Source organism: Pseudomonas flavescens, assembly GCF_013408425.1.
GTDB lineage: Bacteria > Pseudomonadota > Gammaproteobacteria > Pseudomonadales > Pseudomonadaceae > Aquipseudomonas > Aquipseudomonas fulva_A.
Map to the genome: position 1 here is coordinate 4,766,053 of NZ_JACBYV010000001.1, position 19,023 is coordinate 4,785,075.

Below are 19,023 nucleotides of genomic sequence, written 5' to 3' on the forward strand. Positions count from 1 at the left end.
GGGTTCAAGTCGTTCGCAAGGCAAGCAATTGGTCGGTCAACGGTGCGAGGTCGATTTGGCTCACCGCACAGACTTGAGCCAGCGCCGCGCTCGGCCAGGCCTCCAGGCCATGGGTCGCGCCGAGCATGGCGCCAAGGACGGCGGCGATGGTATCGGTATCGCCGCCCAGGCTGGCGGCCATGCACAAGGCCTGATAAGGCGTCAGTTGCCCATTGGCGACGGCACGCGCCAGGGCGAAGGCGGCGACCACGGACTCCTGGGATGCCACCGAGGTGCCGATCACCTCGTAGATCAAACCGGGCAATGCGTCGGGGCTGGTTGCGTCGCAGAGCCGAGCGCTCCACTCGATGCGTGCAGCGATATTGCCGCCCGCCACCCAGTGACCGCGCTTCTGGCCTTCGCGCGCGGCTTCGATGCCCAGAGCCAATGCGCTGGTCAGGTCGTCGCCATTGATGCCGGCTGACACCACCGCTGCCACGGCGGCGGCGCTGGCGATACCCAGGCCGGTGTTGTGGGTCACCTGGCAGGCCTGCAGCACCTGAGCCATGAAATGCTCGTGGTCACGTACATCGGCGGCGATACCCACCGGGGTGATGCGCATCGCCGCACCATTGGTGGTGCCGAAGCGCCCGGCTTGTTCCGGACTGGCGCCGGCGAGAATCATCTCGATCGCCCGCTTGGTCGAAGGGCCGAGCAGATCCTGCGAACCCTTGGCGCGCATGACCGCTTCCCAGTCGATCAGGCGCTGTGCCAGGTCAGTCGGTGCGATGCGGCCTTGGCCTGCGACCAGCAGCTCGCCGACCAGAATCGCCTGCTCGGTATCGTCGGTAATAGCGCCAGCCGGCATGTTCGGGGCGATGGGTTGATCGTCGTCCGCATCGATCAGGCCTTCGATGTGGCCATAGCGCGTGTGAATCTGCTCGCGTGACAGCGATTGAGTCGGCATGCCGAGCGCATCGCCCAGTGCCAGCCCATGGAATGCGCCGAGCGCGCGGTCTCGCGCCGCGGGAAAAAGGCTCACGGTGCGCCTCCGAAATCGAGATGAAGTTGGAAATGGACGGGGTCGAGGTAGCTCTCGACGCGCTCCATGAAACGCCCGCGGCTATCGAAGGTTTCCCTCACCACCTTGAGGAATACGCTGCCCGGCGTGCGCTGCAGCTGGCTGGCCGCCTCATCGTCGAGCGGCGCGGCACCGATCCACTGCTTGCCCTGCCCGGCCCGATAGCCATGGGCGGCCAGCGTGGCGGTCAGCGAGTCGTCGAGCAGGCCCTCCTCGGCCAGGTTCTCCAGGCCATCGCAGGCCGGAATCAGTGCACGCTCGAGGGACACCAGGCTGTCATCGGCAGCCCGCCGACGGCGCTCGATCAGCATGAAGCGGGCGCGGCCGAAGCGTTCGGCAAACTCCTCTAGCTCCACACCGCTGATGCCCAGCAGCTCGGTCCGTATCTGCACACCCCCGGCGGCGAGGGCCTGCGCCCAGCCTCCGCCCTGGTGCAGAGGCACGCCGTCGTAGGTGACCACGGAGCCGACCCCCGGCTGGGTGCCGATGTAATTGCGTCGCTTGAGCTCGGACAGCGCCTCGCGCAGCGTACCGCGGCTGACATCGAAGGCCGCCGCCAGCTCGTGTTCGCCGGGTAGGCGCTCACCGGCGCCGAGCACGCCTTGCTCGATGCGTTCGGCCAGGGCGCGAACCACGCGGGTTTTCTTGTCGAATCGAACCTGTCTAATCATGTACAAATTAATAGCGCCAGATGGGCTCCTCTGCAAGTGCTTTGTGGTCGACGGCAGGCTCGTGGGTTCACAGCGGTTCGGGATCGCCCCTATGGCTGCGGCGCTATGGCGGGCGGCGGCGCGGCCAGGCTCAGCGGATGAAGTGCACCTTGCCGGTGTCGTCGCTGCCCATGTAGATCCCGTAGATGCCCGCTTCGCGTTCGGCGATGTAGCGTTCGAGAATCTGGCGGATGGCCGGGTAGTAGATCTGCTCCCAGGGGATGTCCTCGGGGGCGAAGAAGCGGCGGGCCAGGGTTTCACTGCCGAAGTACCCGGTATCGTGCAGCAGTCGGGCGCGGAAGATCAGGTACACCTCGCTGATCGAGGGCACGCTGAACACCGAGTAGGGGCAGAGGATTTCGGCGACCACGCCGGCCTCCTCGCGCACTTCACGCAGCGCCGCCTCTTCGGTGGTTTCGCCGTTTTCCATGAACCCTGCGGGCAGTGTCCAGGTGCCGACGCGCGGCGCGATGGCGCGTTGGCAGAGTAGATAGCGGCCGTCTTGCTCGATGATGCAGCCGGTGATTATCTTCGGGTTTTCGTAATGGATATGCCCGCAGCCGGCGCATACCAGCCGTGAATGGTCGTCTCCGGCCGGGCGGCGCCGTTCCAGCGTCGCGCCGCCGCATTGCTGACAGAAGCGCGGGCTGGGCATGAGGGTCAGCTCCCGATACGCGGGTCTTTCAGACCGATGGGGGCGACGATGTCCCGCGCCTTGGCACCTTCCTGTTTGGCTTCCAGGTACTCCAGGGCGACCTTGGCCGCGGCACGTACGTGATCGACCGACGCCTGGTGAGCGGCCAGCGGGTCGCCACTCTTGATCGCCTCGACCATCCGCTCCATTTCCTGATTGCTGGTGCTGCGTCGGTTGGTCTGCGATACCGAGGTGGCCCGCAGGTAGCTGATGCGCGCCTGCAACTGGCGCAGCTGGGTGGCGGCGATGTCGTTGCCCGAGCCTTCCATCAGCACGTTGTAGAACTCCTGAACCGACTCCAGGACGTCCGGCAGCTCGCCCTCTTCGAGGGTCTGGCGGTTGTTCTCCAGCGCGCGCTCCAGGGCGCGGATGTCCTTGGCGCGGGCGCGCAGGGTGAACAGCTGGACGATCATGCCTTCCAGCACGCAGCGCAACTCGTAGAGATCGCAGGCGTCTTCCAGGGTGATGATCGCCACGCGTGGGCCCTTGGCGTCGGCGAATTCTACCAGGCCTTCCGACTCGAGATGGCGCAGCGCCTCGCGCACCGAGGTGCGGCTGACCCCCAACCGATCGCACAGATCGCGCTCCACCAGGCGGTCGCCGGGTAGCAGCTGGAAGTTCATGATGGCGCTGCGCAGCTTGTCCAGAACGATCTCCCGCAGGGTCACGGGGTTGCGGTTGACCTTGAAGCTATCGTCGATCGGCTGGCGTTTCATGGTTAGGGCTCGAGTTATAGGTATGGGATCACTCAAACTATGCCTCGGCCTGCTGGGCTTCGGCATCCGCTTCGGCGAACGCTTCACGGGCGATGCGGAAGCTGTCGACTGCGGCAGGCACACCGCAGTAAATGCCGACCTGCAGCAGAATCTCGCGGATCTGCTCGCGGCTGAGGCCGTTGCGCAGGGCGCCGCGAATGTGCAACTTCAGCTCGTGCGGGCGGTTGAGCGCGGAAATCATGGCCAAGTTTATCATGCTGCGTTCCTGCATCGATAAGCCTTCACGACCCCACACATGCCCCCAGCAGTATTCGGTGACCAGCTCCTGCAGCGGGCGGTTGAAGTCGTCGGCATTCTCCACCGAGCGCTTCACGTAATCCTCGCCCAGCACCTGGGTGCGGATCTGCAGGCCCTTCTCGTACTTGTCGTTGCTCATGGTCGCTCTCCCGGTTTAATTCGCAGTGAGGCCGCTGTAAGGCGATAGCGGACCTTCGGTTTGGTGGGCTGAAGCCCACCCTACAGCCGCGCATCTAGCCGTAGGGTGGGCTTTAGCCCACCAATTGTCCCCCGACTACGAAAGGCTGCTATCGCCTTAACCCAGTCGCCTTAACCTCAAAGCCCACCCATCAAGGTGTATTTGATTTCCAGATAATCGTCGATGCCATAGTGCGAGCCTTCGCGGCCCAGGCCCGACGCCTTGATGCCGCCGAAAGGCGCCACTTCGGTGGAAATCAGCCCTTCGTTGATGCCGACCATGCCGTACTCCAAGCCCTCGCTCATGCGCCAGGCGCGGCCGAGGTCGCGGGTGTAGCAATAAGCGGCCAGGCCGAATTCGGTATCGTTGGCCATGTGCAGCGCTTCGGCTTCGTCGCGGAAACGGAACACCGCAGCCAGTGGGCCGAAGGTTTCCTCGCGTGCGACCTTCATGCCGGTGGTGACCTCGGCCAGCACCGTGGGCTGATAGAAACCGTGGCCCAGTGCGTGACGTTCGCCGCCGCAGATCAGCCTGGCGCCTTTGCCCAGGGCATCGGCGACGTGATCAGCGACTTTATCCACAGCCCGCTCATTGATCAGCGGGCCCTGTTGCGCGCCTTCGGCAAAACCATCGGCGACCCTCAGTTCGCCTACGCGCTCGGCCAGGCGGGCGACGAAGGCGTCATGGATGCCGTCCTGGACCAGAAAGCGGTTCACGCACACGCAGGTCTGCCCGGCATTGCGGAATTTGGCGATCAGCGCGCCGTCCACCGCACGCTCCAGATCGGCATCGTCGAAGACGATGAACGGCGCATTGCCGCCCAGTTCCAGAGAGACCTTCTTCAAGGTGCTGGCGCACTGCTGCATCAACAGCTTGCCGATCGGCGTGGAGCCGGTGAACGACAGCTTGCGCACCGTGGCGCTGGCGCAGAGCTCGTTGCCGATGGCCACCGCGTCGCCGGTAATCACGTTGAAGATGCCGGGGGGAATGCCCGCTTCCTCGGCGAGCACCGCCAGCGCCAGTGCGGAAAACGGCGTTTCCGGCGCCGGCTTGACGATGCAGGGGCAGCCAGCGGCCAGCGCCGGGCCGACCTTGCGGGTGATCATCGCCGCCGGGAAGTTCCACGGCGTGATGGCTGCGACCACGCCAATCGGCTCCTTGGTCACGACGATGCGTGCATCGGGCTTGTGGCTGGGAATGGTGTCGCCATAGATGCGCTTGGCTTCCTCGGCGAACCACTCGATGAAGCTGGCCGCGTAGAGGATTTCGCCCTTGGCTTCGGCCAGTGGCTTGCCCTGTTCCAGGGTCAGAATCTCGGCCAGTGCGTCAGCGTTTTCCAGCATCAGCGCATGCCAGCGCTTGAGCACCGCACTGCGTTCCTTGGCGGTGCGCGCACGCCAGGCTGGCCAGGCGGCATTGGCGGCGGCGATGGCTCGCAGAGCTTCGGCGCTGCCCATGTCGGGTACCCGGCCGATCTCTTCGCCATTGGCGGGGTTGAAGATGGCTTGGGTGCCGCCTTCATCGGCGGCCAACCACTGGCCATCGAGGTAGGCGTACTGACGAAACAGACGCGACGCTTCAGGTGTCATGGCGACTCCGAAATAAAACAGGCCGCGCTCGAGGGTGAGTGAACGCGGCCGTAAAAAGAGGAATTCTTACCGCTACCGACGAGGGCCCTAGAGCCTGTTCAGGATCGTAGGGTGGACAACGCTTTTTTTGTCCACCATTGCGATTGCAGAGCGGTGGACGGGTCGGGCCGCGTAGGTGAGGCGTCGGCTACGCGCCCCGGTCCACCCTACAACGGTGATTTAGGTTCTCGTCGAAGTCACGTCGATCAAGCCAACGCCGGCAGGGCGCCGAGCTTGCCGCGGTGATAGATCATCGGCACCGGAGCGACCTCAGGCAGAATCAGGTTCTTCACTGCGCCTACCATGATGGCGTGATCACCGCCGTCGTACTCGCGCCACAGCTCGCACTCGATGATCGCGGCGGCGTTCTTCAGCAGCGGGTTGCCTTGCTCGCTGAGGGTCCATTCGATGCCTGCGGCCTTGTCCTTGCCCTTGCCGGCGAAGGCATAGGCTTCGGCCTGTTGCTCGGCAGAGAGCAGGTGAATCGCGAAGCGCTTGCTGTCGCGCAGCACCGGGTAGGAATCGGAGCCGTAGTTGGGGCAGAACAGCACCAGCGCAGGGTCGATCGACAGCGCGCTGAAGGCGCTGGCGGTGATGCCGACGATGCCGCCATCCGGGCCCAGCGTGGTAACGATGGTCACCCCCGAGGGGAAGGCGGCCATGACGGATTTGTACAGTCCGGGTTCGATCATTTGTACTTTCCTCGATGCGCTCAGCGCATCACGAACGGGTCGGGCATCGGCGCTTGCGACAGGTTGATCCACACCGTTTTCAGTTCGGTGTAGGCGAGTACCGAGTCGATGCCGCTTTCACGGCCGTAGCCGCTGTTCTTGAAACCACCGATCGGCGCCATGGCCGATACGGCACGGTAGGTGTTGACCCATATGATGCCTGATCGCACGCCCTTGGCCAGTCGATGGGCGCGGCCTAGGTCGCGGGTCCAGATGCCGGCGGCAAGGCCGAACTGCGAGTCGTTGGCCATGGCCAGCGCTTCGGCCTCGTCCTTGAAGCGGATCACCGAGGCCACCGGGCCGAAGACTTCTTCCTGCATGATGGTCATCGAGTGGTCGTCGCACTCGAACAGGGTCGGCTCGTAATACCAGCCTTCGCCGTCGACCTGAGGGCGTTTGCCACCCAGGCGCAACGTCGCGCCTTCGGCGACGGCAGTGGCGACCAGACGCTCGACCACGGCCAGTTGCTGAGCGGTGGCCATGGGGCCCATCTCGCTGGCGTCGTCCTGCGGGTTGCCGATGCGGATGCGCTTGGCGCGTTCGACCAGGCGTTCGACGAATTCGTCGTAGATGCTGTCCTGCACCAGCAGCCGCGACCCGGCCACGCAACTCTGCCCGGAGGCGGCGTAGATGCCGGCGACCACGCCGTTCACGGCGCTGTCGAGATCGGCGTCGGCGAAGATGATGTTCGGCGACTTGCCGCCCAGTTCCAGTGACAGCTTGGCGAAGTTCTCCGCACTGGCACGCACCACATGGCGTGCGGTGGCGGCGCCGCCGGTGAAGGCGATCTTGCGTACCAGCGGGTGACTGGTCAGCGCCGCTCCGGTGGTCGGCCCGTAGCCGGTGACCACGTTGACCACGCCGGCCGGGAAACCCGCTTCGAGTGCCAGGCGAGCCAGTTCGAGGATGGTCGCCGAGGCATGCTCCGAGGGCTTGAGCACGATGGTGTTGCCCGCTGCCAGGGCTGGCGCGAGCTTGATGGCAGTCAGGTACAGCGGGCTGTTCCAGGGAATGATCCCGGCTACCACGCCAATCGGCTCGTGGGTGGTGTAGGCGAACATGTCTGGCTTGTCGAGGGGCAGGGTGCCGCCTTCGAGCTTGTCGGCCAGGCCCGCGGTGTAGTGGAAGAACTCCGGCAGGTAGCCGACCTGGCCACGGGTTTCGCGGATCAGCTTGCCGTTGTCGCGGCTTTCCAGCTGGGCCAGGGCTTCCTTGTTCTCGGCGATCAGGTCGCCGAGACGACGCAGCAGTTTGCCCCGTGCAGTGGCGCTCAGGTTGCGCCAGGCCGGGTTGTCGAACGCTGCCTGAGCGGCCTGCACGGCGCGCTCGACGTCTTCGCCGGCGGCATCCGGGAGCACCGCCCAGGCCTCAGCGCGCGCCGGGTCGAGGCTCTCGAAGGTCTTGCCGGACTGCGCGTCGACCCACTGGCCGTCAATGCACATCTGATAGCGTGCGAGTGTCATGCGACGATCCCCTTTGCGGTGTTCTGCAGCTGGCTGGCCTCTCTGAGGAATTCCAGCAGCATCTGGTTGACCAGGCGCGGCGATTCCACGGGCATCATATGCCGTTGTTCGGCCAGTACCACGGCCCTGGCACCTGGAATGCAGCGCGCCAGCTGTTCGGCCATCTGCGGTGTCGAGCCCGGATCGAGCTCGCCGGTGGCGATCAGGGTCGGCACGCGGATCTCGGCCAGATCGTCGGCCCGATACATGTCCTGGGTGGCGAACAGCGTATAGGTGGTCAGGTAGCCCTGGGCATCGTTGCCGGCCAGGGTCTGGCGGATGGCGGTGATCTGCGCCGGGTTGGCCGCCTGGTATTCACGGCTGAACCAGCGTGACAGCGCCGCTTCGGCATTGGCGTCAGGGCCATGTTCGGCGGCCTGGGCAGTGCGCTCGATGACGCCTGCACGTTGCTCGGGGCTGCGGTTGAACACGCTGTTGAGTACCACCAGGGCGGCGATGCGCTGCGGGTAGTGCAGCGCGAAGGCGCGAGCCACCAGGCCGCCCATGGAGAAACCGATCACCGTGGCTTGCTGCTGGCCGAGGTGATCGAGCAGTTCACGCAACTGGTCGGCGTAACCGGCCAGGTCGGTGTCCGCTGCCGGTCGTGGGCTGTCGCCGTGGCCGAGCATGTCATAGACGATGACCTGGAAATGCTGGGCCAGGCCAACCACCTGGCCGCCCCACATGTCCTTGGTCAGGCCGACACCGTGGATCAACACCACGGGCTGGCCCTGGCCGATCACCCGGTAACTGGTGCCGGCGGGGGTGCGTTCAGCGAGATGCCGAATCATGGCCTGCTCCCGATCACTGCGCCTTCTCGGCGGCCAGTTCTTCCAGATCGATGTAACGGTTACCGATACGCGGATGCAGGCGGCCACCGTTGGCGGCACCCAGTACCACGACGATTTCGTCGGCACGCGGTGCATCTTCGATCTGCATTTCCAGGGTGATGTAGTGCGAGCGCAGGCCTTCGTCGTCCTTGTGCATCATCGGAATCTGGATCGAAGTGCCCGGGCCACCGCGCTTGTTGGTGAAGCTCAGGTAGCTCTTGGCGTTCACCGCTTCGCGGTAGTGATTGCCGAAGCGCAGGGTGTGGATAACGGCCGAGGCGTGCTCGATTTCACCATCGGCACCGACCACGGCAGCCTTGCCATAGGCTTCGATCTTGTCGGCACCGCCGATGGCGGCGGTCAGGCGCGCGACCATCAGTTCACCCAGCTCGGAGCAGTTGGCCTTGATCACGGGTTTGAGGTCTTCGACGAAGCCGTTGCCAACCCAGGGGTTCTTGATCACGACGGCCAGTCCGACCATGGTGACCGGCTTGTCGGTGGCCTTGCCGCCTTCGATCAGGGTTTCTTCTACATAGCTGACGATCTTGCGAATCTCGAAACTCATGACAGCTCCTTTGGCTGGGTGGTGTTGAGTATTATGGTATACCAGAATACACAATATGCAAGCCTCTCTGAACGTCAGGCACAGCGCCGCCTTGGCAGCAATCAGGGACAGCGCCAGCGGACTAAAAATGGTTGTTTGAGGCAGTTATGAATTGCAAAAGCTGGATCGTCCCCCCGCTCTGCGTGGTACTCCAGCTTGGCGCGCTCCGCTGTCACTTCGCGGGAGGTGCATCGAACGCGCAGCGTCCTGGCGAGGCGTTCCCACGGGGAGCGTGAGGAACGATCAGTGCGGTGGTCTCGATGGTTGCCACGGGCTGCGTGGTAACCCAGCCCGGGGCGTTCTGCGCCCGGGCCACGATTGCTTCACTGGAGGTGCAGCGGACGCGCAGTGTCCTGGCCAGGCGTCCCCGTGTGTCTCAGCGCCAGTTGTGGCTGGCGCAGGCCACGGCGTCATGGGCATGCAGGCTTTCGGCATGGGTGACCTGGATGTGCAAACCGCCGACGCCGGACATCGCCAGGACCGCCTCATGCAGGCGGCGGGCGGCGTCCTCGCAGAACATCAGATTCTGGCCGTTGGCCAGGGCAAAGGCCTGTTCGTCAGCGCGTTTGACGGCGGTCTGCACGGCGGTGCCCAGGGCAGCCTCCGAGCGCTCGAGCAATTCGATGAAGGGCAGGGCGTCAGCATCGCTCTCCAGGCGAATCCGAATCTGTGCATCGCTGCGTTGGCTGTGCGGTGTGGCGACGATGCCGGAACTGCTGCCCAGCCAGGCATGCATCTGCTCGAAATCCGGCGTGCGCTCGGCGAAGTCGTCGCTGAAGCGCTGCTGGATCAGTTGCCGCGCCAGGGCCGCCGAGCAGGGGCAGGTCGAGGAGTAATTCACCTGCAAACCCAGCTCCAGATGAAAACCACCCGGGTCGAGATGCGAGCGGATGGTCAGCGGATAGGCCTTGTAGCCGGACAGTGGGCTGACCAGTGCTGGCCGCTCGATCAGCCACTCGCCGCGCAGATCCAGATGAGCGCATAGCGACAGACCCTGGTGGCTGTCCAGGAAGCGTTGCAGCACCTGGCGCAACGAGGCGGGCGACAGCGGTTCACGCTGCAAGTGGGCCAGCGCCAGATACAGGCGTGACATGTGGATACCGCGTGTCTGGCCGTCGTCCAGGCTCACGCCGGCATCGATTCGCGCGCTGATGGCCTGTTCCCCTATCCGCACGGGCAGAGCGATGCCGCGCATACCGACCCAGTCGAGGGTGGTGGCGGAGTTGGCACTGCGCTGTGCGGCGATATCGGGCAGGTTTGTCTGGAGGTTCATTGATCACCCTTGCTTGGCGTGCATGACGATTTGGCTTTAAATGTTATGTTATAACACTTAAAGTTAACCCAGTGAGCCCGCCATGACCGCCGATGAACTGCTTGCCCTGCCGCCCCAGGACTACATGAACGAAGCCCAACAGGGTTTCTTCCGGGATCTGCTGATCCGTCAGCGTGAGGAATTGCAGCAACGCATCGACGATGAATTCGGCGCGCTGCGCGAGCAGGAGCGGCCCGCTGACGAGGCCGACATCGCCAGCCGCGAAGAGCAGCACCAATGGCAGATGCGCCTGCTGGAGCGGGAAAAGAAGTTGCTCGACAAGATCGACCAGGCCCTCGAGCGCCTGGCGCGCGGCGAGTACGGCTGGTGCCGCGAAACCGGCGAGCCGATCGGCCTGCGTCGTTTGCTGCTGCGCCCCACGGCCAGCCTGTGTATCGAGGCGAAAGAGCGCGAAGAACAGCGCGAACGCCATCAACGTGACCTGTGAACCTGATGCTGATGAGGAACCCACCATGCCCGACCGTCTTCCCGTTACCGTGCTTTCCGGCTTTCTCGGCGCCGGCAAGAGCACCCTGCTCAATCATGTGCTGAAGAATCGCGACGGCCTGCGCGTCGCGGTGATCGTCAACGACATGAGTGAAATCAACATCGATGGCAGCGAGGTGCAGCGCGATGTCAGCCTCAACCGCGCCGAAGAGAAGCTCGTCGAGATGAGCAACGGCTGCATCTGCTGCACCCTGCGCGAGGACCTGCTCGAGGAAGTCAGCAAGCTGGCCCGCGACGGACGCTTCGATTACCTGCTGATCGAGTCCACCGGCATTTCCGAACCATTGCCGATCGCCGAAACCTTCACCTTTCGCGACGAGCAGGGTCAGAGCCTGGCCGATCTGGCGCGGCTGGATACCCTGGTCACGGTGGTCGACGGAGTGAATTTCCTGCCTGACTTCCAGGCTGCCCAGAGCCTGGCCAGCCGTGGCGAGACCCTTGGCGAGGACGACGAACGCTCGATCAGTGACCTGCTGATCGAACAGATCGAGTTCGCCGATGTGCTGCTGATCAGCAAGATCGACCTGATCAGCCAGGCCGAGCGCGAAGAGCTGACTGCCATCCTGCGCGGCCTCAATACCCGCGCCGAGATTCTGCCGATGAGCATGGGCGCGGTACCGCTGAAGGCGATCCTCGACACCGGCCTGTTCGACTTCGAACGTGCCGCCGAGTCGCCGGGCTGGCTGAAGGAACTACGCGGTGAGCACGTACCGGAAACCGAAGAGTATGGCATCGCCTCCAGTGCCTATCGGGCGCGCCGGCCGTTTCATCCCCAGCGTTTCTTCGATTTTCTCAGCCGCGAGTGGAGCAACGGCAGGCTGCTGCGCTCCAAGGGGTTCTTTTGGCTGGCCAGCAAGTATCAGGAGGCCGGCAGCTGGTCCCAGGCCGGTGGCCTGATGCGCCACGGCCTGGCCGGGCGCTGGTGGCGCTTCGTGCCGAAGAGCCAGTGGCCCCAGGATGAAGATGGCCTCAAGGGCATCATCCGCCAGTGGGACGCCGCCAGCGGTGATTGCCGTCAGGAGCTGGTATTCATCGGCCAGAACATCGACTTTGCGCTGCTACACGCGGAGCTGGACGACTGCCTGCTCAGCGACGAGGAAATGGCTGCCGGCACCGAGGCCTGGCGGCTGTTGCCCGATCCTTTCGGACCCTGGCAGGAGGCCGCATGATCCTGGCGTTCAAACCCCGTGTGATGCCGCAACAGGTTTGCGGTGAAGAGATCGACGTGCTTGGCGAGGCGTTGCGTGACGAGGTCAATCTGGCGGTCTGGCAGCGCAGGCTGCCGGACCACCTGTCCGGCTTCGCCAGCACCTTGCTGGCCCAGGGGGAGCCCCTGGCGCAATCGCTGAGCATCGACCTGAGCGACGCCGATGCCGAGCCCGCGTTGCCCGGCTTGCTCGCCGGCTACAGCGATATTCCCGGCCAGGCGGCGTTTCTCGCCGACGTGGCCTGGCTGATCCGCGCCTACGCCTGCCTGCTCGACGCCCGCAGCATCGGTTTGCGCCTGCGCGCGCTGGATGGTGCCATGTGCCCGCGTTTCCACGTCGACCGTGTGCCGTTGCGGCTGATCACCAGCTACGCCGGCCCCGGCAGTCAGTGGCTGCGTGAAGGCGCGGTATCACGTCAGCAACTCGGTGGCCCCCAGGCGCTGCCGGCGGACAATGCCGTGGTCGAGCAGATTGGCTGCGGTCATGTCGCGCTGCTCAAGGGCGAGCGCTGGATCGGCAACGAAGGCCGAGGTCTGGTGCATCGCTCGCCAGCGTTGCCGGCAGGAGAGCGGCGTTTGTTGCTGACTCTGGACTGGCTGGCGTGACGCGGCAGCGACTGCTCGAACGGCAGGCAAAAAAAAGCTGCGCCCAGGCGCAGCGATAGAGCAGCCAGTGCCTGACCGGCTGCGAAGAGAGACTGTATTAAGACCCACGTGGATGACGATTGGATGACGGCTCAGTAGGCCATCCAAACGCCTTTGCTTTGCTGTTCGCAGAATGGCTTGAGGTAGGCGGCGTCGTTGGCTACCCCGTAGTAGTGAACGTCCTGCTGGTAGGGCGTGCCGCCCACCTTGGCGTTGCGGCAAACGCCAAAGGCACCGGTGGGGCACTGCTCGACGAAGCTGACATCGACCTTCTGGCCCTTGAGCTGCGGCTGGCAGAAACCGGTGCGAAACAGGTTGGGCGGGATGCTGCGGTTCTGCTGGCAGACCTTCACGTCCAGGCGCTCGGCCTGGCTGTGCACCACACAGGCTTCGCCCCAGGCCAGGCCGGAGAGACTACACAACACCAGAGGCAGCAAACGGCGCATCGACCCAACTCCAGAAAATGATGCAGAACTGTAGAGTCTGTGGCGAGGTTACCGCAAGCCGAGCTTTTCCTCGGGCCACCTAACCGGCACCATGGCGCCATGCTGAAACAGATACCTACCCACCTGATCGCCGGCCCACTGGGCGCTGGCAAGACCAGCCTGATTCGCCAGTTGCTGGCCCAGCGGCCTGCGCACGAGCGCTGGGCAGTGCTGATCAACGAGTTCGGACAGATCGGTCTGGATGCCGCGCTGCTCAGCCGTGACGAGGATGGCCTGAGTTTCAGCGAGGTGGCCGGTGGCTGCCTGTGCTGTGTGAATGGCGTGCCTTTTCAGGTCGGTCTCGGTCGACTGTTGCGCAAGGCCAGACCGGATCGCCTGTTCATCGAGCCATCCGGGTTGGGGCATCCCTCGAGTCTGCTGGAGCAGCTGGGCCAGGCGCCCTGGGAAGGCGTGCTGGCGGTGCAGCCGCTGCTGATGGTGCTCGATGCCGCCGCGCTGGCTGCCGATCGGCCGCTCGCCGACAACCAGCGTGACGCTTTGCCCCATGCCGGGCTGCTGGTGCTGAACAAGAGCGAAGAGGTCGATGAGGCGAGCCGTGCGCGCATCGCGCGAAGCCTGCCGCATGCACTGTACTGGACCAGCCAGGGTCTGTTGCCGTTCGACCGTCTGCCATTGGCTGACGCAGTGGCCACCGTGACCGATGGCCGCTGCTTGCCGGACGGCCCGCTACCTGCTGTCACCGTCTGGCGTAGAGCCGAGGAGCCGATCTGCCTGGTTCAGGATCAGCCCGAGGGCTGGAGCATCGGTTGGCGCTGGCACCCCAGTCAGCGTTTCGACCTGCTGCGGGTGCAGCAGTGGCTGACGTCGCTGCCATGGCGGCGCGCCAAGCTGGTGGTGCAGACCAATGCCGGCTGGCTGTCGGTCAATGCCCTGGAGGGGCAGGCGCTGCACTGGCAGAACAGCGAGTGGCGCAAGGATTCGCGGCTGGAGCTGATCTTCGCCGGCGCTCAGAACGAGGCGACGCTGCGGGCCGGCATGGCGGCCTGCCGACTGTAAGAGCCTGTTGACGATCTTTTTGGGCGGCATAAAGAGCCTGCTACAAGGCGATAGCGGTCATCGGTGCAGTACCTGTGGGAGCGGGCCATGCCCGCGATTTTTTCGCGGGCATGGCCCGCTCCCACAGAATGTAGACCGAGCTTCTACTCCCACCATTCAGCTGTAGGGTGGGCTTCAGCCCACCAAACCGAACGGCTGCTATCGCCACTTTGCAGTCAAAGCGCTGAAGCGGATCCGAAAGATCGTGAACAGGTTCTAAGAAGGGCGCCGCTCAGGGCGCCCGGCCTGGCAGGCTAGTCCGTGGTGATCCGCGAGTGGGTGCGGGTGTCCTTCATGGTGATGTACACCAGCAGCGAGCAGGCGATGCAACCGGTCACGTACCAGTAGAAGCCGCTCTCCATGCCCACGCTCTTGAACCACAGCGCCACGTATTCGGCGGTGCCGCCGAAGATCGACACGGTCAGCGCGTAGGGCAGGCCGACGCCCAGGGCGCGGATCTCGGTGGGGAACAGCTCGGCCTTCACCACCGCGTTGATCGAGGTGTAACCACTGACGATGATCAGCGCCGCCATGATCAGGAAGAACGCGCCCCACCAGCTCTGCACCGTATGCAGCGTGGTGAGGATCGGGTAGGTGAACAGCGTGCCCAGTACCCCGAAGGCGATCAGGATCGGGCGCCGGCCGATCTTGTCGGACAGCGCGCCCACCAGCGGTTGCAGCAGCATGAACAGGAACAGCGTGGCGGCCGAGATCATGGTCGAGTCGTTCTTGCTCATGCCCACGGTATTGACCAAGTATTTCTGCATGTAGGTGGTGTAGGTGTAGAAGGCCAGGGTCCCGCCCATGGTCAGGCCGACCACAGTGAGCAATTCCTTGGGATGGCGCAGCAGGGTGCGCATGATGTTTTCCTTCGGCGCCTCGGTCTTCTTGAACGAGTCAGTTTCCTCCATGCCGCGACGCAGGTACATGGCGACCACCGCGCACAACGCACCAATCACGAACGGCACACGCCAACCCCAGCTTTCTAGCTGCTCGACGGTCAGCGTCTGCTGCAGGACGATCAGCACCGCCAGGGCGATGAGCTGGCCGGAGATCAGCGTCACGTACTGGAAGCTGGAGAAGAAGCCGCGGCGTTCCTTGGTGGCCATCTCCGACAGGTAGGTGGCCGAGGTGCCATATTCGCCACCGACCGACAGGCCCTGCAGCAGCCGTGCGATCACCAGCAGCACCGGCGCGGCAACGCCGATGGTTTCATAGCTGGGGGTCAGGGCGATGATCAGCGAACCGAAGCACATCAGCAGCACCGAGGCCATAAGTGCAGCCTTGCGGCCCTTGCGGTCGGCGTAGATGCCCATCAGCCAGCCACCGATGGGGCGCATCAGAAAGCCGACGGCGAAGATCGCAGCGGTGTTGAGCAACTGGGCGGTCATGTCGCCCTGTGGGAAGAAGGCCTTGGCGAAGTACAGCGAGAAGGCGGCGTAGACATACCAGTCGTACCATTCGACGAGGTTGCCGACCGAGCCGCTGAAAATGGACTTGATGCGTTGGGACGTGGTGCGCGTTTGCGCGGGGGCAGACAGCGTGCTGGTGCTTTCCATCAGAGGGAACCTCGATCTCGTCATTATTCTTGTACGCCAGTGCAGGCGCTGGCTGGGCCATTGCAGAAGCTGTGCCAGCCGCTGAAAGCCCCGCCCTGTGGGCGTTATGACGAAATCAAGAAGGTGGTTGCTAGCGGAAATCTGCTAGTGCCGCAGGTTGGTTGGCGGAATCTTGCCAGGCGGTTCAGCTCGCGCTGGGCGCGTCACTGTCGAGAAAATCCGTGCGCAGCAGGCCATGGCGCTGCATCTTTTCGTTCAGCGTGCGCCGCGGCAGTTGCAGCAGCTCGGTGACCAGCTTCATGTCGCCGTGGCAGCTGGCCAGGGCCTCGCGCAGGCATTGCGCCTCGAAGTTCTCCATGCGCGCGCTGAGCGAGTTATCCACAGCGGCAGGCGGGTTGCCGGAGCCGGACAGCGCCAGCACGTGACGCTCGGCGGCGTTGACCAGCTCGCGTACGTTGCCCGGCCAGTCGTGAGCCAGCAGATGGGCGAGCAGTGCCGGAGTGACTGCCGGCAGCGGGCGCCCGAAGCGCTCGGCGATCTGCCTGGCATGGTGTTCGAACAGCATGGGCACGTCCTCGCGGCGCTCGCGCAATGCCGGTAGCTGCAGCTCGGCGACATTGAGGCGGTACAGCAGATCCTGGCGGAATTGGCCGTCGCGCACGCGCTCATGCAGATCCGGCTTGGTAGCGGTCACCACGCGCAGGTCGAGGGCGATCACCTGATTGGAGCCGAGCCGTTCGAGCTGGCGCTCCTGCAGTACGCGCAGCAGTTTGACCTGCTGGCCCAGGGGCATGCTTTCGATTTCGTCGAGGAACAGGGTGCCGCCGTTGGCGTGTTCGATCTTGCCGATACGCTTGCCCTGGGCGCCGGTGAAGGCACCGCTCTCATGGCCGAACAGCTCGCTCTCGAAGAGGTTCTCCGGGATCGCCGCACAATTGAGCGCGACGAAGGGGCCCTTGGCCCGTGGCCCGAAGTCGTGCAGGCAGCGGGCGACCAGCTCCTTGCCGCTGCCGGTTTCGCCACGCATCAGCACGTTGGCCGGCGTGTGCGCCAGTTCGAGCACCTGACGTCGCAACTGCACCATGGCCGCGGAGAAGCCGAGCAGGCGACCAGCCAGCTCGTCCTTGTGCTCGACCTGCTGGCGCAACTGGCGGTTTTCCTGGGTCAGGCGGCGCTTTTCCAGCGCGCGACGCAGGCTGCCGAGCAGGCGTTCCGGGGTGAAGGGTTTCTCGATGAAATCGTAGGCGCCCAGGCGCATGGCTTCCACGGCCTGGGGCACGTCGCCATGGGCGGACACCAGCAGGAACGGCAGTTCCGCATCGCGCGCCTGTACCTGTTCGAGCAGCGCCATGCCATCCATCCCCGGCATGCGCAGGTCGCTGATCACCACGCCGGGAAAGTCCTCGGGCAGCAGCTCCAGGCACTCCCGGGCGCTGGCGCACAGGTGCACCTGAAAGCCTGAGCGTTCGAGCCATTGGCGCACGGCTTCGCGGATGGGCGCCTCGTCATCGACGAAAATCACGCTGGGTGTCATGCGAACTCCTGTGGGGCGGTGGCAGCGGGCAGGCGCAGGGTGAAACGGGCGCCGCCCTCGGGACGATTGGTGGCCAGCAGGTCGCCGTCCAGTTCACGCACGATGGCGTAGGACACCGCCAGGCCGAGGCCCAGGCCATCGCCCACCGGTTTGGTGGTGAAGAATGGATCGAACAACTGCGGCAAGGCCTCGGCATCGATACCCGCGCCGCTGTCGTCGATATGCAGCGACCAGTGATCGTCCGTGAGCGTCAGTTCGAATGCCAGGCGTGGAGCCGGGCTCTGCTGCATCGCATCGAGGGCGTTGCGGATCAGATTGACCAGCACCTGTTCCAGGCGTATCGCGTCGCCGGCGACCCAGGCCGGCTGCTCCGGCGTGCGCTGGATCTGTACCTCGACGTCGCGCAGGCGTGGCTCCAAGAGTTGCAGGGCTTTGTCGAGCACGGCGCCCAGCTCGAGGGTTTCGCGCAAGCCGCCGGGGCTCTTGCGGGCGTAGGTTTTCAGGTGGCCAGCCAGCGCCGCCATGCGCTGCAGCAATTCTTCGTGGCGGACCAGAGACTGGCGCGCTTCCTCCAGTTCGCCATCCGCGAGGATCATGCGCAAGGTGCCAAGGTGCACCTGCAGGGCGGTCAATGGCTGATTGATCTCGTGGGCCAGGGCGGCGGACATCTGCCCCAGAGCGGCGAGTTTGGCGGCCTGTACCAGGCCATCCTGGGCGGTACGCAGCGCTGCGGTGCGCTGTTCGACCAACGCCTGCAGGTCGTCACTGGCACGCTGACGCAGGCGGGCGATGCGCCAGCGTTGATGCACCACCAGGCCGAGCAGAACCAGCGCCAGCCATGCACCACCGGCCGCCAGGCTGGCTGTGTGGGTGCTGTCGGCGATGCTGCGGGTGTCGCGTAGCAGGTGCAGCGTCCAGCCCTCGCTTGCCAGGGCGCGGGTTTCCCACAGGTAGTCGCCGGCCAGTTCCGGGCTGTCGATGCGTACCAGGCGGCCCTCATCGGCCAGGGATTGGCGTTGGCGGTAATTCAAGGGCGCCAGGGGTTTCTTGTCGTACTGACGGGTAGTGGCGAGCGTTTCACGCACACCTGCGGAGATCGGTCGCAGCTCGCGGTAGCGCCAGGCGGGTCGGTTGGCGATAAAACTGATGCCCTGACGGTCGCTGACCAACAGCACGTGGGGACTCTGGCTCCAGGCCTGCTCGATACTGGGGAATTCCAGCTTGACCACCACGGTGCCGAGAAACCGCCCACTGTCATCGCGTACCGCGTGGGACAGAAAGTACCCGGGGATGCCGCTGGTCACGCCCACCGCATAAAAGCGCCCGGTATCCTGGCTACGCGACTCGCTGAAGTACGGACGGAAGCTGTAGTCATGACCCACATAGCTGGTCGGCAGTCGCCAATTGCTGGCGGCGATGCTCAGCCCATCGGCATTCATCACCTGCAGTGTCGAGGAATGTGCGGCCGTATTGGTGGCTTCCAGCTTGAGATTCAGGCGATGCTGCAGCATCGGCGTGAGCGGGCTTTGCAGGGCTTCCTTCAGCTCGGGGTCGAGCGCCAGTACCGCTGGCAAGGCGCGGTAGCGGTCGATCAGCGTCTGCAGCGCGCCGGCGTAGGCAGCCAGTTGCTCCTGGGCCTGTTGCCCGGCATCAGCGAGGCGATGGCGTTCGGCCTGGCGCTCCGCCAGGTAGGCGGACAGGCACAGGCCCGCCAGCAACAAGGCAGTCAGCAGGGCAACGCGCAGAGAGCGGGAAGACATGAAAACGG

19 protein-coding genes are annotated in these 19,023 nt (G+C 64.7%); 4 read left to right on the forward strand and 15 right to left on the reverse strand.

The features are described from left to right. Positions 1-4 precede the first annotated feature (4 nt). The 11 genes from FHR27_RS21310 to folE2 all read right to left on the reverse strand — a co-directional run bounded on the left by FHR27_RS21310 (position 5) and on the right by folE2 (position 10,223). Positions 5-1,021 carry an ADP-ribosylglycohydrolase family protein gene (locus FHR27_RS21310; RefSeq protein WP_264650099.1) on the reverse strand — a complete coding sequence of 339 codons (1,017 nt, stop codon included), beginning with the start codon at positions 1,019-1,021 and terminating at the stop codon, positions 5-7. Continuing rightward, the gene (locus FHR27_RS21315; protein WP_042553437.1) at positions 1,018-1,731 is read right to left on the reverse strand and encodes a GntR family transcriptional regulator; all 714 of its coding nucleotides are present in this window, start codon (positions 1,729-1,731) and stop codon (positions 1,018-1,020) included. The genes FHR27_RS21310 and FHR27_RS21315 overlap by 4 nt, the downstream gene beginning before the upstream one ends. Before the next feature lie 130 nt (positions 1,732-1,861). Continuing rightward, positions 1,862-2,425 (reverse strand): NUDIX hydrolase, encoded by a 564-nt coding sequence (locus FHR27_RS21320; RefSeq protein ID WP_042553436.1) that lies wholly within the window; start codon positions 2,423-2,425, stop codon positions 1,862-1,864. Positions 2,426-2,430: 5 nt separating this feature from the next. Then, a complete protein-coding gene (locus FHR27_RS21325; RefSeq protein ID WP_042553435.1) occupies positions 2,431-3,180 on the reverse strand; it encodes a GntR family transcriptional regulator in 750 nt (249 codons plus the stop codon). 37 nt (positions 3,181-3,217) lie between these two features. After that, the gene (locus FHR27_RS21330) at positions 3,218-3,616 is read right to left on the reverse strand and encodes a carboxymuconolactone decarboxylase family protein (protein ID WP_042553434.1); all 399 of its coding nucleotides are present in this window, start codon (positions 3,614-3,616) and stop codon (positions 3,218-3,220) included. Positions 3,617-3,792: 176 nt separating this feature from the next. Further along, on the reverse strand, positions 3,793-5,244 hold the full coding sequence (locus FHR27_RS21335; protein WP_179539489.1) for an NAD-dependent succinate-semialdehyde dehydrogenase: 1,452 nt from the start codon (positions 5,242-5,244) through the stop codon (positions 3,793-3,795). Positions 5,245-5,489: 245 nt separating this feature from the next. Next, positions 5,490-5,975 (reverse strand): flavin reductase family protein, encoded by a 486-nt coding sequence (locus tag FHR27_RS21340; protein WP_042553432.1) that lies wholly within the window; start codon positions 5,973-5,975, stop codon positions 5,490-5,492. Positions 5,976-5,995: 20 nt separating this feature from the next. Continuing rightward, the gene (locus tag FHR27_RS21345; RefSeq protein WP_042553431.1) at positions 5,996-7,477 is read right to left on the reverse strand and encodes an aldehyde dehydrogenase; all 1,482 of its coding nucleotides are present in this window, start codon (positions 7,475-7,477) and stop codon (positions 5,996-5,998) included. Continuing rightward, positions 7,474-8,307: an alpha/beta fold hydrolase gene (locus FHR27_RS21350; protein ID WP_179539490.1), complete on the reverse strand. Its 834-nt coding sequence runs from the start codon at positions 8,305-8,307 to the stop codon at positions 7,474-7,476. Before FHR27_RS21350 ends, FHR27_RS21345 begins: the two co-directional genes overlap by 4 nt. Before the next feature lie 13 nt (positions 8,308-8,320). Continuing rightward, a complete protein-coding gene (locus FHR27_RS21355; RefSeq protein WP_179539491.1) occupies positions 8,321-8,911 on the reverse strand; it encodes an amino acid synthesis family protein in 591 nt (196 codons plus the stop codon). Between the two features lie 415 nt (positions 8,912-9,326). Then, on the reverse strand, positions 9,327-10,223 hold the full coding sequence (gene folE2 / locus FHR27_RS21360; RefSeq protein ID WP_179539492.1) for a GTP cyclohydrolase FolE2: 897 nt from the start codon (positions 10,221-10,223) through the stop codon (positions 9,327-9,329). Between the two features lie 82 nt (positions 10,224-10,305). On the opposite strand from folE2, the gene dksA reads away from it, so the two are divergent. Genes dksA through FHR27_RS21375 form a run of 3 tightly spaced genes read left to right on the forward strand, consistent with a single transcriptional unit; the run spans position 10,306 to position 12,582 of the window. After that, positions 10,306-10,710 (forward strand): RNA polymerase-binding protein DksA, encoded by a 405-nt coding sequence (gene dksA, locus FHR27_RS21365; protein WP_042553427.1) that lies wholly within the window; start codon positions 10,306-10,308, stop codon positions 10,708-10,710. A gap of 25 nt (positions 10,711-10,735) precedes the next feature. Further along, positions 10,736-11,938, forward strand: a complete 1,203-nt coding sequence (zigA, locus tag FHR27_RS21370) for a zinc metallochaperone GTPase ZigA (RefSeq protein WP_042553426.1) — start codon at positions 10,736-10,738, stop codon at positions 11,936-11,938. After that, positions 11,935-12,582: a DUF1826 domain-containing protein gene (locus tag FHR27_RS21375; RefSeq protein ID WP_042553425.1), complete on the forward strand. Its 648-nt coding sequence runs from the start codon at positions 11,935-11,937 to the stop codon at positions 12,580-12,582. Before zigA ends, FHR27_RS21375 begins: the two co-directional genes overlap by 4 nt. Before the next feature lie 131 nt (positions 12,583-12,713). Here the strand turns inward: FHR27_RS21375 and FHR27_RS21380 are convergent, their stop codons facing one another. Continuing rightward, a complete protein-coding gene (locus FHR27_RS21380; RefSeq protein ID WP_042553424.1) occupies positions 12,714-13,067 on the reverse strand; it encodes a hypothetical protein in 354 nt (117 codons plus the stop codon). 99 nt (positions 13,068-13,166) lie between these two features. Here FHR27_RS21380 and FHR27_RS21385 point away from each other — a divergent pair, with 99 nt between their 5' ends. Continuing rightward, positions 13,167-14,123 (forward strand): CobW family GTP-binding protein, encoded by a 957-nt coding sequence (locus tag FHR27_RS21385; RefSeq protein WP_179539493.1) that lies wholly within the window; start codon positions 13,167-13,169, stop codon positions 14,121-14,123. Between the two features lie 293 nt (positions 14,124-14,416). Here FHR27_RS21385 and FHR27_RS21390 read toward each other — a convergent pair whose 3' ends face one another. From FHR27_RS21390 to FHR27_RS21400, 3 genes are all read right to left on the reverse strand, one after another. Beyond that, positions 14,417-15,721, reverse strand: a complete 1,305-nt coding sequence (locus tag FHR27_RS21390) for an MFS transporter (RefSeq protein ID WP_179539494.1) — start codon at positions 15,719-15,721, stop codon at positions 14,417-14,419. Positions 15,722-15,905: 184 nt separating this feature from the next. After that, complete coding sequence (locus FHR27_RS21395; protein WP_179539495.1) at positions 15,906-17,255, reverse strand: sigma-54-dependent transcriptional regulator; 1,350 nt, start codon at positions 17,253-17,255, stop codon at positions 15,906-15,908. Further along, a complete protein-coding gene (locus FHR27_RS21400; RefSeq protein WP_179539496.1) occupies positions 17,252-19,015 on the reverse strand; it encodes a sensor histidine kinase in 1,764 nt (587 codons plus the stop codon). Before FHR27_RS21400 ends, FHR27_RS21395 begins: the two co-directional genes overlap by 4 nt. Positions 19,016-19,023: the final 8 nt, after the last annotated feature.

What these genes read in the sequence shown, in the direction of transcription:
- FHR27_RS21340 (WP_042553432.1), bottom strand. Translation starts at nt 5,975, where the DNA reads ATGATCGAACCCGGACTGTACAAATCCGTCATGGCCGCCTTCCCCTCG.
- FHR27_RS21320 (WP_042553436.1), bottom strand. Translation starts at nt 2,425, where the DNA reads ATGCCCAGCCCGCGCTTCTGTCAGCAATGCGGCGGCGCGACGCTGGAA.
- FHR27_RS21385 (WP_179539493.1), top strand. Translation starts at nt 13,167, where the DNA reads ATGCTGAAACAGATACCTACCCACCTGATCGCCGGCCCACTGGGCGCT.
- zigA (WP_042553426.1), top strand. Translation starts at nt 10,736, where the DNA reads ATGCCCGACCGTCTTCCCGTTACCGTGCTTTCCGGCTTTCTCGGCGCC.
- FHR27_RS21390 (WP_179539494.1), bottom strand. Translation starts at nt 15,721, where the DNA reads ATGGAAAGCACCAGCACGCTGTCTGCCCCCGCGCAAACGCGCACCACG.
- FHR27_RS21355 (WP_179539491.1), bottom strand. Translation starts at nt 8,911, where the DNA reads ATGAGTTTCGAGATTCGCAAGATCGTCAGCTATGTAGAAGAAACCCTG.
- FHR27_RS21380 (WP_042553424.1), bottom strand. Translation starts at nt 13,067, where the DNA reads ATGCGCCGTTTGCTGCCTCTGGTGTTGTGTAGTCTCTCCGGCCTGGCC.
- FHR27_RS21325 (WP_042553435.1), bottom strand. Translation starts at nt 3,180, where the DNA reads ATGAAACGCCAGCCGATCGACGATAGCTTCAAGGTCAACCGCAACCCC.
- FHR27_RS21345 (WP_042553431.1), bottom strand. Translation starts at nt 7,477, where the DNA reads ATGACACTCGCACGCTATCAGATGTGCATTGACGGCCAGTGGGTCGAC.
- FHR27_RS21375 (WP_042553425.1), top strand. Translation starts at nt 11,935, where the DNA reads ATGATCCTGGCGTTCAAACCCCGTGTGATGCCGCAACAGGTTTGCGGT.
- FHR27_RS21330 (WP_042553434.1), bottom strand. Translation starts at nt 3,616, where the DNA reads ATGAGCAACGACAAGTACGAGAAGGGCCTGCAGATCCGCACCCAGGTG.
- dksA (WP_042553427.1), top strand. Translation starts at nt 10,306, where the DNA reads ATGACCGCCGATGAACTGCTTGCCCTGCCGCCCCAGGACTACATGAAC.
- FHR27_RS21395 (WP_179539495.1), bottom strand. Translation starts at nt 17,255, where the DNA reads ATGACACCCAGCGTGATTTTCGTCGATGACGAGGCGCCCATCCGCGAA.
- folE2 (WP_179539492.1), bottom strand. Translation starts at nt 10,223, where the DNA reads ATGAACCTCCAGACAAACCTGCCCGATATCGCCGCACAGCGCAGTGCC.
- FHR27_RS21400 (WP_179539496.1), bottom strand. Translation starts at nt 19,015, where the DNA reads ATGTCTTCCCGCTCTCTGCGCGTTGCCCTGCTGACTGCCTTGTTGCTG.
- FHR27_RS21315 (WP_042553437.1), bottom strand. Translation starts at nt 1,731, where the DNA reads ATGATTAGACAGGTTCGATTCGACAAGAAAACCCGCGTGGTTCGCGCC.
- FHR27_RS21335 (WP_179539489.1), bottom strand. Translation starts at nt 5,244, where the DNA reads ATGACACCTGAAGCGTCGCGTCTGTTTCGTCAGTACGCCTACCTCGAT.
- FHR27_RS21350 (WP_179539490.1), bottom strand. Translation starts at nt 8,307, where the DNA reads ATGATTCGGCATCTCGCTGAACGCACCCCCGCCGGCACCAGTTACCGG.